Annotated in this window: 13 protein-coding genes; 1 reads left to right on the top strand and 12 read right to left on the bottom strand. The window is 44.1% G+C overall.

Features of this window, described 5'->3' with window-relative positions; all coding sequences use genetic code 11:
• Nucleotides 1-102 precede the first annotated feature (102 nt).
• The 7 genes from DESDE_RS09870 to DESDE_RS09840 all read right to left on the bottom strand — a co-directional run bounded on the left by DESDE_RS09870 (nt 103) and on the right by DESDE_RS09840 (nt 6,781).
• Nucleotides 103-2,076, bottom strand: a complete 1,974-nt coding sequence (locus DESDE_RS09870; RefSeq protein WP_014793897.1) for a hypothetical protein — start codon at nt 2,074-2,076, stop codon at nt 103-105.
• A gap of 77 nt (nt 2,077-2,153) precedes the next feature.
• The gene (locus tag DESDE_RS09865) at nt 2,154-2,513 is read right to left on the bottom strand and encodes a hypothetical protein (RefSeq protein WP_014793896.1); all 360 of its coding nucleotides are present in this window, start codon (nt 2,511-2,513) and stop codon (nt 2,154-2,156) included.
• The gene (locus DESDE_RS09860) at nt 2,510-3,190 is read right to left on the bottom strand and encodes an ATP-binding cassette domain-containing protein (protein WP_014793895.1); all 681 of its coding nucleotides are present in this window, start codon (nt 3,188-3,190) and stop codon (nt 2,510-2,512) included. Before DESDE_RS09860 ends, DESDE_RS09865 begins: the two co-directional genes overlap by 4 nt.
• 231 nt (nt 3,191-3,421) lie before the next feature.
• Nucleotides 3,422-4,510, bottom strand: coding sequence for a sensor histidine kinase (locus tag DESDE_RS09855; RefSeq protein WP_014793894.1), 1,089 nt, complete (start codon nt 4,508-4,510; stop codon nt 3,422-3,424).
• Nucleotides 4,485-5,195 (bottom strand): response regulator transcription factor, encoded by a 711-nt coding sequence (locus DESDE_RS09850; RefSeq protein WP_014793893.1) that lies wholly within the window; start codon nt 5,193-5,195, stop codon nt 4,485-4,487. Before DESDE_RS09850 ends, DESDE_RS09855 begins: the two co-directional genes overlap by 26 nt.
• A gap of 256 nt (nt 5,196-5,451) precedes the next feature.
• A complete protein-coding gene (locus DESDE_RS09845; protein WP_083838556.1) occupies nt 5,452-5,790 on the bottom strand; it encodes a GtrA family protein in 339 nt (112 codons plus the stop codon).
• Nucleotides 5,791-5,833: 43 nt separating this feature from the next.
• A complete protein-coding gene (locus DESDE_RS09840; RefSeq protein ID WP_014793892.1) occupies nt 5,834-6,781 on the bottom strand; it encodes a glycosyltransferase family 2 protein in 948 nt (315 codons plus the stop codon).
• A 109-nt stretch (nt 6,782-6,890) separates the two neighbouring features.
• Here DESDE_RS09840 and DESDE_RS09835 point away from each other — a divergent pair, with 109 nt between their 5' ends.
• Nucleotides 6,891-8,726, top strand: a complete 1,836-nt coding sequence (locus DESDE_RS09835; protein ID WP_014793891.1) for a DUF6056 family protein — start codon at nt 6,891-6,893, stop codon at nt 8,724-8,726.
• A gap of 21 nt (nt 8,727-8,747) precedes the next feature.
• Here DESDE_RS09835 and DESDE_RS09830 read toward each other — a convergent pair whose 3' ends face one another.
• The 5 genes from DESDE_RS09830 to DESDE_RS09815 form a co-directional block, all read right to left on the bottom strand.
• A complete protein-coding gene (locus DESDE_RS09830; RefSeq protein ID WP_014793890.1) occupies nt 8,748-9,674 on the bottom strand; it encodes a DnaJ C-terminal domain-containing protein in 927 nt (308 codons plus the stop codon).
• A 112-nt stretch (nt 9,675-9,786) separates the two neighbouring features.
• A complete protein-coding gene (locus DESDE_RS21160; protein WP_158309867.1) occupies nt 9,787-9,918 on the bottom strand; it encodes an Hsp20 family protein in 132 nt (43 codons plus the stop codon).
• Between the two features lie 220 nt (nt 9,919-10,138).
• Nucleotides 10,139-10,612: a DUF456 domain-containing protein gene (locus tag DESDE_RS09825; RefSeq protein ID WP_014793889.1), complete on the bottom strand. Its 474-nt coding sequence runs from the start codon at nt 10,610-10,612 to the stop codon at nt 10,139-10,141.
• A gap of 59 nt (nt 10,613-10,671) precedes the next feature.
• Nucleotides 10,672-11,793, bottom strand: coding sequence for a 6-phosphofructokinase (locus DESDE_RS09820; protein WP_014793888.1), 1,122 nt, complete (start codon nt 11,791-11,793; stop codon nt 10,672-10,674).
• A 311-nt stretch (nt 11,794-12,104) separates the two neighbouring features.
• Nucleotides 12,105-13,847, bottom strand: a complete 1,743-nt coding sequence (locus DESDE_RS09815) for an ABC transporter ATP-binding protein (RefSeq protein WP_014793887.1) — start codon at nt 13,845-13,847, stop codon at nt 12,105-12,107.
• Between the last annotated feature and the right edge of the window lie 36 nt (nt 13,848-13,883).

Raw genomic sequence — 13,883 nt, 5'->3', positions numbered from 1 at the left:
TTGTCAAGAATACAGTTCCTTTTAAAAGAAGAACAGAGTGTGGGATTCTCATGCTGAGATCCCTCACTCTGTTCTATGTTTAACTTTTATACCAATATTCAATCAAATCCTACGTTTACTGACTCCATTGAAACACCAATGTACAGCAAACAGATGGGACAGCGGAACAATAAGCAATCCATATGCCGCAGTCACAAGTACAATTCCTATCGCGTCAGGTCTTTGTAGTAGGACGACGATAATCACGAGTATTATCCCCACAAGCAGTTCCTTGGTCACGCGGCTCTGAAGGATTAGCATCCAAGACCGCCCTGCCAACCGCAATGGGAAGTCACGCTTCGCCTGTAATGTTGCGGTGATCAATGTACTGATTGCAGTAGCAACACTGAAAGCAACCGCCAGTGCAATCAGCGAAAGATTCTGCATCCATACAAGGTATGCTGCAAACTGGGCTTGGAGTATGCCCTCTTCGGCAATGTAAACAACTTTCAGTTCACCTTTGATGCCAAGATCGCGTAGCGCCTGTACATCAAGGCTGTGTCGTTCTAATAATTGTTGCGTAGCAGATACACCAGTGAACACTATGTTGTTACACGAGATCATGGATGTCAAGGCAGAATCATTAAAGGTGTCGTACAGCGAGGGAACGACAGCGAGCAGGATATCATCTCCAAAGTGGAGACTTTCGCCCCCTCCCCCTTGAGCCACTGGAAGTCGAGACCCCTCAACTGGTTGGAGGAATTGTAATTGTTCGAATAGATTCTCGGAATGCTCTTCTCTCGACAAAATATCTATCACCTCTTGAATTTCATGAACAAGATCTTCTGACATGTTGTGGTGCGAAATAGGCATTACAACCGGCTGCTTCGCACCCATAGTGACTAAGTCAAGCCAACGCTGATTTACGAAAGAGATGGCGGAGTACTCGTCGAAATTAACCGATGGCCACATTTCCTTGGTGTAAGTATAGGAAAGTGCTGCTACCTCAATCGATTCCGCATCCTTTACCATCTCGCCAATCATTGGCTCCATGCGATCCATTTCGTCAATGTCTGTTGCGAACACAATTGATACTTGGTCTGCAAGTCTCTCCCATTGCGCCATTTCAGCTGCCTTAGCAGACGAGTGTTTATATGCAGACCAAGCAGGGGTAGCAAAAGCCACCACTAAAACGAACGTTAGCACCTGGATCACAATCGCCACCGAACGCAGGCTTTTTACAGCCGGTTGTCTAGTGGCAAGCATGACAGCACTCGGCCACACAGAGGCTGACATAATAAGTGCAGCAAGTATGGATATGGCAATAACAACGACTTGAAGACTAATCAGTACTTTGAGGAAGGTACTGACGTACATCCAGCCATGAAAAACACCCACATAGATTGCTGCAACCATAGCCACTGTCCCCGCTGAAACAAAGAGCGCCCCACCAAACTCTGTGAGGTCCTGCATCTGAATCCGCATAGTCGGAGACCCGCCCAGAACCTGAAGTGCACGTCCCCGCGCCCTCACTGACAACCAGAACAGTGCAAGCGATGAAATCAGCGCAAGCGATGCAAGAATTGCGGTAGTAAATCCTCTTTCCTGCACCACGAATACAAGACTATCCAAGATTGAGGCATCCCTGCGGCTAACCTTTACCCCCGCATCATTCAGGGTGTCCGCAAACTCATTCAAACGAGCAGTATTGCCAGTCACAAGATATAACCCATCGGGATAGGAATTGGCAAGCCGATCTTTGCCAACAATTTTGCCTGTATCGTCGCCACTAAACCAAGTAAATTTATCGGGCAGCCCATCATCGTTAAGCGTTGCAAAAATCTGGCCATCTCCTTCGCTGGCCAGATCTGGGGCGATCTTGACCAGTCCAAGCTTTAGGCGTGTATCAAGTTCTTCTAACTTCGAAAACGCTTCAGTGATAGAGTACCCCGATTCGTTGAAGCTAATATTAAGCCTACTTTCGCTCCCAATAGCCTGTGGGAAGTCTCGATCATTTAGGTCGGTAATGATTGCGGCCAACAGTGCAAGTAAAGTAAACAACGCTACCGAAACAGCCACTATGATACGTTTATACATATTCATCTCTCTTTTTCACCCCTCTTTCTTTTTAAATGCGGGAGACAATTTTGGGGCTAACCAGTTGAAAGCTTGCGTTAGCGCTTCTCCAAATGAACTGGAACCCCAAATCCTTCACTGCGGGAAAGCAGTTTGTTTATGGCATCACGCTCGGATTTCGAATCATATCTCACCAAGACGAGCCCACGTTCCTGATGATCCGGACACGGCTTGCCCACTTCCACTTTAATCCCATCTCCCAGCTTTTCTATTTCCTTGGCGAGATTTTCGTGATTGTCCAAAGCAGCAGTGACCTCCGTAACAGTCGGTAGCTGGTCGCATGGCGGGTGGGTGTCTTTTGGTGATGCCGTTATCCAACCATTTATAAACGCAAATGCTACAACTAACAAGAGTAAGCCAACAATGACACTGATAATAATCTTAGACGTTGATTTCATAAGTATCCTCCTTGTGTTCTATAGTTAATGTGACGAGCTTCGGAACCAACCTGATGAATGGCGCTGCACGCATCGATCATCTCGGAATCATGTGTTGACACAATGACCGTCCGGCCACGCACAGCGAAGTCCTCAAGCAGTTCGATGACCATACGCCGGTTAGTTGCATCCAGTGAAGCAGTTGGCTCATCAACAAACAGGATGTCGGCATCCTTGTAAATGGCACGAGATAAAGCAAGACGCTGTTTCTCGCCTCCACTCAGGTGCCCGGCCAATTCATTTTCCCTACCTTTAAGACCTGTCTGTTCGAGTGATTGTATCAACTGTTCTTTGTTTCCCGAGACACGTCTTCCAATGACGCTTGCCTGCATAGTGATATTGAAGGCAACCGACTCCTCATCCATAATTCCATAATCCTGAAGTACGAATGCCGCGTGATCGCGCCAGAACCGACGTCGTGCTGCGGTACCGTACCTTGTGACATCTTTCCCGTCAATCAGGATGCTTCCTTTATCCACCGGGAGCAACAATCCGAGGCAATGTAGGAGTGTGGTCTTTCCAGATCCACTCGCGCCAACGAGAGCTGTCATAATACCGGGCTTGCAACGAAGGGACTCACCGTCAAGCACAAGCCGCCCGCCAATTGCTACTGAAATGTCTTGAGCTTCAATTAACATCTGCACCACCCACCTAATTCAACATCTGTTGAGAACATTTCCAGCATAGTGAACATCCCTTTGATAATTTGATTCAGGTCTTTCCTTTTTTGCTTATATAAAGGTTTTTCCATTTGTTTCATTCCTTCCCATTTAGTAATGAATGGCCCACCGCGAACAATTAGTTTCTAAACCTAGTATAGGGCAAAAAAATAAACACCATTGAAATGGTGTCTTAACGGAACCTTAATTTTATAAAGGGAATAAAATTTTTATCTTCGTTCCTCTATTCGGCTCACTTTCGACTTTAATCTGCCCCCCTTGTTTTTCAATAAACTGTTTAGCAATGGACATTCCCAACCCTGACCCGAGATGGGACTTGTCCGTCGTCGTCCCTCGGTAATATCGATTAAATAATTGTTGAATTGTTTTATCATCCATTCCGATGCCATCGTCTTTAATTTCTATTAAGGTTGAACCTTCTCTTGTTTCTATGGAGACAGTAATCGTTGTTTCATGGGGGTTATGATAAATAGCATTCATAATGAAATTTTCTAATGATCTCTTTAATAATGTCTGATCAAAAGATAATAAAATATCACCTTCATCCTTGACGTTTAAATGAATAGGATAGTCATTAGCCATCGGATACTGACGGAGATCTTCCAAAACATTTTTTACAAACGTGACCAGATTTATAGTGCGTAAATCCAAAGGGATTTGCATTTTATCAAACTCATAAACAACACTTAAATCATCAATTAACTGCTCCATATACAATGATTTTTCTTCAATAATTTTAGCAAATTCCTTAATCTCTTCTTCATTCCATTTATGTTCGGAGCGAAGCATGGCTGCGTAACCCTTAATGTATGATAACGGCGTTTTTAAGTCATGTGTCACTCCAGAGGTCCAGTTCCTCCTAGTTTTTTCAAGTTCTTTTCGTTCTTTCTCTGTTGCGTTGAGTTGATATGTTAAACCATCAAGCTTTGATTTAAGTTCCAAAAACAGGCTAAACCTCATCTTATTTAAGGGAAAATTCTTTATTGTATTAGGCATTTTAAAAACCCCAAGTGATAATTGATCAATCCAGCGTATAAAAAAGAAAAGAGGCTTCCTGATTTGGCGGTCAATAACAAGTCCAATCAGAATAAGCATTCCAATGAATAGTAGTGGGAATAAAACATATGTCACCAACCCATTAATTCCCAAAGAGATGTTCAATAAGTTAAGGGCTGAAAATCCCGTAATAAAAAAATAGCGCCTATGATTAAAAAGATAATTATTAATATCAATGAAATTTTGGTTTCTAATTTCATTGGGGACTCCTTTGGTTTTCATTACTTAGCATGTAACCCAATCCCCTCACATTTTTTAAATACTCCGGATGTTTAGGATCTTTTTCGATTTTTTGACGTAGGCGACTTATATGGACCATAATCGTATTTTCTTTTCCCACAATACTGTAATCTTCCCAAACCTTTTCATATAGTTGATCAACGCTAAAAACCTGATTGGGATGCTGGCACATGAATTTAAGTAATTGAAACTCCTTAGCCGGGCAATTTACTTCTTTTCCTTCCACAATTAACTTAGCTTGGTCATAATGCAAAACGAAACGCTCTGTTCGAAACAGCTGTACCATCTCTGGCATTGTTTTTCTTTGACGATGTAGAATGGCCTTGATTCGGGCAGCGACTTCAAGGGGATTAAAAGGTTTCGTTATGTAATCATCCCCACCCATAGAAAAGCCGATTAATTTATCAATATCGGTGGTACGTGCAGTCAAAAAGATAATGGGAACATCCGATATTTCTCTAATTTGCTGACACAAATCAAAACCGTTTGTATCAGGTAGCATGACATCAAGCAATATCAGATCAATCCTATGTTCTCTAACCTTTTTCAATGCTTCAGCACCCGACTCGGCCTGGCATATTTTTTGAAATCCTTCCTTATCTAACAATCGTTTTAGCATTTTAATTATTCCCACTTCATCTTCTATAATGAGTATACTTTCGTTCACATTTTCCCTCCTCGTCAGTAGATATCTTATAACAAACATATAACAACCAGAAAACACGGCATTAAAACCCAGTTCTTTATCTATCTTCACTAAGCGATTTTCATTTATCTTATGGTACAATGAAAAAAGAGGAAAAACAAGAAATGAGTGATTTTTGTGCTAATTGGATATGCACGTGTGTCAACAGGACATTGAGTGCCACCGACAAAAACTTAAAGCACCGGCAAATTGTATTGACTCGCCGGTGCTTTGCTGTTCAAGCAAAAACAACTTTCCTATAGAGGATAAAATTCCAAGCCGCAGCTGCACCCATCACAAAAAATTTTGCCCAAAAATCAACCACGCCCCAACTCATTAGAAGGGTAATCATCCAGGTGGTAACGATCATATTGAATCCGATCAGCGAAACATACAAGATAAAACTGCGCCCAAGCTTTGCACTGCTGCGAAAGGACCAATTCCTGTTCATCAGAAAATTGACTCCCGTGGCAACTCCCATCGCTATAATATTGGCTGAAATCACATCCACCCCGATTCCCCTTCGCAACCCGAGAAAGAGCAATAGCTCCAGGAGCGCTGTAGAGCCACCGACAATAATGTACTTGATAAATATGGTCTTCCCCTCCCAGGCCTCTCTATTATTGAATTCTCCTGCGAATCGTTTTGATTACACTTTTTCTCTGTTCGGAGATAATATAGCGGGGTCTTCCTTTGACTTCGTCATAAATTTTTGAGATATAGATCCCAATAATGCCGAGACTGATCATGATCGAACTGCCGATACCCAGAATTAAAATAATCACGGTCGTAAATCCGGTAAAGGCTTGACCGCTAAACTTCATATAGAGAGTCTGACCAACTAAGACCACATCAAAAAGCAAAAGCCCTAACCCAAGTCCGGTGATGATTTGTAAAGGCATGGAGCTAAAGGAGGTTATGGAATCAATAGCAAGTTTAAATAAATTTGGCAAGGACCACTTGGATTGACCTTCCCTTCGCTCTTGAACTTGGAAGGGAATCTGGATTCGTTTGTACCCTAACCAAGCCGACATGCCCCGGAAAAAGGTGTCCGTCTCCTTAAGCATTTTCCAAGCTTCCACTACTTTGCGGTCTAAGAGTTTAAAATCCGAAGCATTGGTTAGATTAATTCCAGTAGCTGTATTAAACAATCTGTAATAGGTCAAGGCGGTTATTTTTCCCCAAACCGTTTCTCTGCCACGTGTGGCTTTGATTCCCTCTACCACTTCATACCCTTCCTCCCGCCAGAGACGGACCATTTCCGGAATGTACTCGGGAGGGTGCTGAAGATCCGCATCGAGGGTGACACAAGCATCCCCTGCCGCGGCCTCCAATCCTGCACATAAAGCTGCCTCTTTACCGAAATTCCTGCTGAATTTGAGAAGGAGTACATTATCGAAGTCCTCGGCTAATCGCTGCAGCTCTGACCACGAACCATCCGTAGACCCGTCGTCAACCAAAACGAACTGATGCTTTATCTTTTCACTTAATAAAATAGAGCGGATCCTTTGGACATTGACATATATTTGTTTTTCTTCGTTGTATACGGGTAGGATTATGGAAATCAATGAACTGCCCCCAAAAAACAATCATATAAAACAGGTTGAAAATTATTCTAATTAAATTATTGACGTATTACCTGCTTTTTTAAACAACAGCCTTCATTGGAGTGATATCTTGTTTAAGAATCTATATGCTTATCTAAAATCCAGTTCCAGATGTTCAAAGAGAGACTGGCTGATTCTCCTGGTCTTTCTTTTCGCCATGCTCTGGATTCATCGTTACATTTTCCTTTATGCCGATGATTTATACTACAGCCGGGATGCTCAATACGGGCTGAATTACCTTCCAGAAGCTCTGCTTGATGAATTGAATTCCAATGGACGGGTCTGGATCGGCGGAGCAATGGTCTTGGCTCTTAAACCGCAAATCGAGTTTTTCCGTATCCTCAATCCCCTTATACTCATGTCGGTAGTCTATATCCTGGCCAAAATGGCCACCTTCTCCGAATCCTCTCTCCATAAGAAAAAGGACAATCCTTCCCTCTGGATTGCCCTGCTCTGCGCTGTCTTATTCTTTCTCTTTTTGCCCCTAAAAATTGCCCATATAACAATTTATTATGCTGCCTGTGCTTTTAATTATCTCTATCCCATGGCCCTTGTTCTATTATATGCTTATCTGCTCTACACCCGGATAGGTTCCAGAAGCCTAAGTAAAAAGTTATTGCTTATTGCTCTGGCCTTCTTTGTCGGCTCCTCCACTCAGCAGGTAGGAATGATCGGAATCGGCTTTACTGTCATGATCTCTGTTTATCTTTCCTTTATCCGCAGAAAGCTGCCCTTTAGAACGTTTCTTCCCCTCTATGGAGTCATGTTCTTAGGGTATATACTGGTCAGCTACGGTTCTTTAAAGCGTTTAGTCTGGGAAAGGACTGCCGGTAATGAGGTAGTTCTTACAGATGTCATAACCGAACTAATCAAGACGAATATTTTCTCTTTACCTGCGGCTCCCTTTGTAATGCTCATCAGCCTTAGCTGTATCTTTTGGCTTTTTGCCTTTTCCCGTCCCGGCTCCCCAGCCGGTGACCCCCCATCCGTAGCTGCGACTCTCTCCTCTTCAGAATGGTCAAGAACCGCCGGATCTGAATTCCGGTCTGAAACTTCTTCTGCTCAAGAAAAACACTTTTCAGCGGAGACATGGTATTGCGAACCCATGTGTCGAAAACAACGCATCTTCAATCGCTCCATTGCCATTCTTTTATGCGCGGCCCTGACCGGATATATCTACCTTCTTTTGTACAAGAAGATTCCTTTTGATCTTACTCATGAAAATCTTCATTCTTTTTACGGGTTAAGTATTATTGCCTTTGTTTTTCTCTATTTCTCTGCCTTAGTCTATATCTCGGTTATCATGCTGATAAAAAAGGATTACCCTTTTCTGCTCTTCAACACCATCAATGCCCTAGGGGCTCAAATCATGCTGATCGTTGTGGATGCCCGATTTGCAGCAACCTATAAGGTCATGTTTCCTTCACTGCTCTTATTCAGTGTCTTTATCTTCTATTCAGTCCTGGCTTTCCGTCGGAATACCCTTTACTTATCTCTGGCTTTCTTTTTCTTGACCTTAAGCCTTCAGGAGAAACTCCCCGCCCTTGCCGGAGGTGTGATCTTTGGCCTTGCACTTATTCATTATCTCTACTCAATGTTTAGAGAAGAAGGTTCCGGGAGCGGGATAAAGCTTATTCAAGTCGGTTTGGGTGTGTTTTTCTGCCTTATTTCTGTTATGGTTTTCGGCACTACTCTTCACGGCTACTATCAAGCTTCCATTCCGCAGAACTATAATCTGGAGGCCATAAAACAATATCATGAGGGAGAAAAAAAAGGAGAGCTCCTCCTGAAAAAGGTGCCTCCAAGTTATTATGGTTATAATCTAGGGAATTGGAATGATATGCCCTACTTTATGAAACAGTGCTACGGAATTAAAGAGGATACGCCTATTAATTATATCCAGTAAGAACATCACCGATTATTGCTCCTAGGATAGATCCTTTAACTTTTCAAACAGGCTCTTCATTTCGGGACTAATGGAGCTTGGGTTAATTATTCGCACTTTAATATAGAGGTCCCCCCGCGTCTCGTTCCGATCGATATACCCTTTTCCGGCGACACGAATCTTATTATCCGTTTGTATCCCGGAAGGTATTCTGACTTTGATTGTAGAGTCCAGGGTTTTCACCGTAACTTCGGACCCTAAGGCTGCATCCCAAGGGAGAATATCAACGGTTGTGGTGAGATTAATCCCTTCCAGAGAATAATGACTATGAGGATGAAAACGAAGGGTTAGATATAAATCTCCATTCTCTCCCCCATTAACCCCTTGTTCACCTTGTCCTTTGAGCCGAATCTTTTCTCCTTCTTTGATCCCCTTGGGAATTTTCACTGAGAGACTTTTCTGCTCGGTCCTGCCTCTCAGGGATATCTGTTTTTCGGCGCCTTGAAAGCCTTCTTCCAGGGTAATGCGCAATTCCGACTCAACATCCTCTCCTGGATAAACAAACTGGGAACGTGTTCCCCGGAATCGGGGATCTTTTTGACCAAAGAGGTTACCTAAATCCAAGCCCCCTTCTCCAAAGAAGAGGTTGAAGAAATCGCTGTAATTGCCTCCTCCAGTGGTCTTGAATTCAAACTGACCATTCCCGAATCCAAATTGGGAGGGGTCAAAATTATAGCCGTTCTGGTAGTTGAATTCATTGCCAAAGCTATCATATTTCTTTCGTTTTTCAGGATCTCCGAGGACTTCGTAGGCTTCATTGATCTCTTTATACTTTTCTTCAGCTTCCTTATTGCCCGGATTAATATCCGGGTGATACTTTTTGGTGAGCTTTCGATAAGCCTTTTTGACTTCCTCGAGAGTTGCCTTTTTCTCCACACCAAGAATTTGATAATAATCCTTATATTGCAAAGGACATCCCCTCCCTTCATTCCCTAGTTTAATAGTTTCTTTCCTTGGGTATTCATCAGCGGGTGTTCACTCCATAATATGGTGAAAAGGGGAACTGTGCGTCCTCCCTTAGTCAATGTCGATTTTGATGTTTCTTCGGTGCAGATGTTTCCATTTTGGGCAGGGTTACCTGGAGTACCCCATCTTCATATTTGGCTTTAATCTCTTCTTCTTTAACTCTGGTAAAGGAAATGACTCGTGGCACGGAAATTAAATTTTACATAGAAGACACCTCTGCATATACGTTTCTGACCTTCTCTGATATTAGTGTAAACTTTTTACCCAAAAACTTCAATATTGATTTCTGACCATATTTGACCTTTATCTTTGACAATTATTAACTTTTACCTTCCAGGTCATTAAAGCTACCGTTTTTGAGCCTTTGGACCATTAAAAATCCGGCCTCAGCTGGCCGGACTTTACCCTTAAATTTTAATAAAGAAGTAAATGATCATGAGGATTTCCACACCAAGCTTGATGATTGTTCCTCCCAGGAGTCCTACTAAGGTACCAAAGCCTACGCGGATTGCCTGGTTAAACTCTGTTTTACGCAGCAATTCCGCCCCCACAGCACCCAAAAAAGGTCCGACAAGGATTCCCAGGGGACCAAAAAAGAGCCCGACAATCATCCCCGCGGCTGCTCCCCAGCCTGCTTGCTTGCTTCCGCCAAAGCGGCGTGTTCCTGCGGCAGTAGCCAGATAATCCACCAGAAATATAAAAGCAAAGACGAGACCCTGGATAAAGTAGAAGCTAAAATCCAGGGTTGCAAATCCTGTCATCAGCCCATAAATCAACATGCCGCCGTAAATGAGAATAGCCCCCGGCAAAATGGGCAGAACAGTGCCTAATAAACCTAGGATAAACAGCAGAATGGCAATGATCAATGCCACTGTGGTCAAGCCAATCCCTCCATTAAATACCTGCAATAGATCTCTCTAACCTAAATTCCCGACTAGCTTTAATCGCCAAATTCGATACCCATGCTTCGTGCAGCTTTTAAGACAGGGTCGTCAATCTCCACCTTCTTGAGCTTATGAACGGCTTCTGCCATAGGCACTCTAACGATATCTTGTCCCTGCAATGCCACCATCATGCCAAAATCACCATCCAAAGCGGCTTCGACGGCAGCCACCCCATAGCGTGTGGACAGAACCCGATCCACAGCGATGGGAGAACCTCCCCGCTGCAAATGCCCCAGCACAGTTACCCGGGTCTCCATATCGGTGATCTTCTCTAAATCCGCTGCCAGCTTTGCCCCGATTCCACCCAATTTAATAGGATCCGTTCTCCCTGGCATAGTGCGTTCCACAACCATTTCTCCCCCGTGAGGTTTCGCACCTTCAGCCACTACAATGATGCTGAAGTGTTTCCCCAGACGGGCTCGTCCCTGGACAGCTTTGGCGATACTCTCAAGCTGATAAGGAATTTCCGGAATTAAGATGACATCCGCTCCCCCTGCCACCCCGGCATAGAGAGCGATCCAACCGGCATATCGTCCCATGACCTCTAAAATCATGATGCGATGGTGAGATTCGGCTGTCGTATGGAGCCGGTCCAAAGCATCCTGTGCAGTGGCCACAGCGGTCTGAAAGCCGAAGGTCAAATCCGTGCACATCAGATCATTGTCGATGGTTTTGGGAACACCTACCACATTAAGCCCTTTTTTGGCAAACTCCAAAGCGATACTTAAGCTTCCGTCTCCTCCGATAGCGATGAGGGCATCAATTCCTTCCGCTTTAAACCTCTCCATCACTTCATCGGAACGATCCTGGGTCTGCCGCTCTTCTCCGACCCGTGTGGGATAGGCAAAAGGATTATCCCGGTTGGTGGTTCCCAAAATAGTTCCTCCCCGGGGTAAAATACCGGAGACGTCCTTAGGTCCTAAGGGGCGGAAATCCCCTTCCACAGCCCCCCGAAAACCATCCTGAATCCCCACAACCTCTATGCCACGATGGCAAGCTGTTTTTACAGCGGCACGAATCACCGCATTCAACCCAGGGCAGTCTCCGCCCCCTGTTAAAATGGCAAGCTTCTTGACTGGAGATTGGTCATACCGCTGCTCTCCTCCGATATCTTCCATCTTATATTCCCCGCTCTCTTATTTTTTTAGTTTAAACTTTGCTTCAGCTGCAATAACTAATTTCCACTCTGAAAAAAAGAAGTGCTAAAAAGACCTCCAAGCGTAGCTTTACGCACAAGAGCGAACGAATTTAGCGGAGGGGCGGTCTAGGTCAGCGAGGCTTTCTTAACTTAGACGAGCCACCGGTTCACATCAGGTACTACCCAGGGGTTTGGCTCGACTGTTAAGAAAGCGAGTTGACTAGCCCTGGAGCTATGGAGTGAGCGTTGTGCGTAAAGCTACACGACCCGAGCAAACATCGTGCAGAGGAATCATTCTTCCAATCCCTCAAATTGCATTCTGTAGTAATGGCTATATATTCCATCTATTTCTAGGAGTTCCTGGTGATTTCCTCTTTCTTTAATTCCCTCATCTGTGATTACGATAATTTCATCGGCATTGCGAATCGTGCTTAAACGGTGAGCAATAACAATCGTGGTCCGGTTCTGAGCCAGCTCCTCCAGAGATTTTTGAATATAGCGTTCACTCTCATTATCCAAGGCTGAGGTGGCTTCATCCAGTATCAAGACGGGAGGATTCTTTAAGAAAACCCGGGCAATGGACAGTCGCTGTTTTTGACCGCCGGAAAGTCTTACTCCCCGCTCACCGACATAGGTGTCATAACCCTCTTCAAGAGATGTAATAAACTCATGGATATTGGCCTTTTTCGCTGCCTCAATGATTTCTTCATCGGTGGCTCCCGCTTTACCATAGGCGATATTTTGCTTAATGCTTCCATCAAACAGGTAAACATCCTGTTGGACTACCCCGATGGCATTGCGCAGGGAGGCCAGATTCACCTTACGAATATCCTGACCATCGATGGTTATGGTTCCGGAAGTCACTTCGTAAAATCTCGGCAATAAGGAACACAGAGTGGTTTTCCCACCGCCGGAAGGACCTACCAAGGCAATGGTTTCACCTGCTTTGATCTTCAGACTGACCTGATTGAGAACATGGGATTCCTCCTCATCATAGCGGAAGGAGACATTCTGATACTCAATATCCCCTTTGACCTGGGTTAAAGGTCTTGCCCCAGGTTCATCTTTAATATCCGGGTGGGTCTCCAGAACCTCTACAAAGCGCTTAAAGCCCGCGTAACCCTTCTGGAATTGCTCCGTAAAGTTGATCAAAACATCAATCGGATTAATAAAGATATTGATGTAAAGAATATACACCGCCAGATCAGAAGCCCTTAAGGTCCCGTTGGCAATATGAATGCCCCCTGTGACGACCACCACGATGTAGAGCAGCCCTTCAAAGAAGGAGTTCCAGGCGTGGAACCCGCCCATGACCTTATAGGCTCCTGTTTTCGATTCGAGGAAAGCTTCATTGCTTCGGGCAAATTTCTTCTTCTCGATCCCCTCATTGGCAAAGGATTGGACCACCCGAATTCCCGCCAGACTATCTTGAACACTGGAATTCACCTTGGCGATTTTGACACGGTTATCACTGAAGATGGGCTGCATTACTTTATTTTTATAGAGGCTGAAAACAATAATAATAAGGGTTACAATCGAGAGTGCAAGAGTCATTTGGACATTAAGGGTCATTAAGATAACAAAGGAACCGACAATTTTTAAAATCGATATAAAGAGATTCTCGGGTCCGTGGTGAGCTAACTCCGAGATATCGAATAAATCCGCAACCAGCCGGGACATAAGCTCTCCCGTATTGCGTTTGTCATAATAGGAGAAGGATAATTTCTGCAGATGGGTGAACAGATCCCGCCGCATATCCGTTTCCATTTTTGCACCCATGATATGTCCGTAGGAAACGATAAAAAACTGACAAAAATATTTGATGATGTACATAGCCAATAGGGCTATACCCACCGCAAGGATTGTGTCCAGAATAACTTCCCGCCCCTGAGTAAATACCCTGTTGATCAAATAGCTTAGAATCATGGGAAAGGACAAATCAATGGCGGATACGATGATTGCACACAGCATATCCGTGTAAAAAAGCACTCGGTAGGGCTTGTAGTAGCTGATAAAACGCTTAAAAATAGTCACTTCGAAACTCCACTCTTTCTGCTAATCGTTGTCGTA

Origin of the sequence: Desulfitobacterium dehalogenans ATCC 51507, from assembly GCF_000243155.2 — a bacterium.
Lineage (GTDB): Bacteria > Bacillota > Desulfitobacteriia > Desulfitobacteriales > Desulfitobacteriaceae > Desulfitobacterium > Desulfitobacterium dehalogenans.
The sequence above is the reverse complement of the archived record's forward strand: the minus strand, read 5'-3'. Positions and strand labels throughout refer to the sequence as shown.

What these genes read in the sequence shown, in the direction of transcription:
- DESDE_RS09870 (WP_014793897.1), bottom strand. Translation starts at nt 2,076, where the DNA reads ATGTATAAACGTATCATAGTGGCTGTTTCGGTAGCGTTGTTTACTTTA.
- DESDE_RS09865 (WP_014793896.1), bottom strand. Translation starts at nt 2,513, where the DNA reads ATGAAATCAACGTCTAAGATTATTATCAGTGTCATTGTTGGCTTACTC.
- DESDE_RS09860 (WP_014793895.1), bottom strand. Translation starts at nt 3,190, where the DNA reads ATGTTAATTGAAGCTCAAGACATTTCAGTAGCAATTGGCGGGCGGCTT.
- DESDE_RS09855 (WP_014793894.1), bottom strand. Translation starts at nt 4,510, where the DNA reads ATGAAAACCAAAGGAGTCCCCAATGAAATTAGAAACCAAAATTTCATT.
- DESDE_RS09820 (WP_014793888.1), bottom strand. Translation starts at nt 11,793, where the DNA reads ATGGAAGATATCGGAGGAGAGCAGCGGTATGACCAATCTCCAGTCAAG.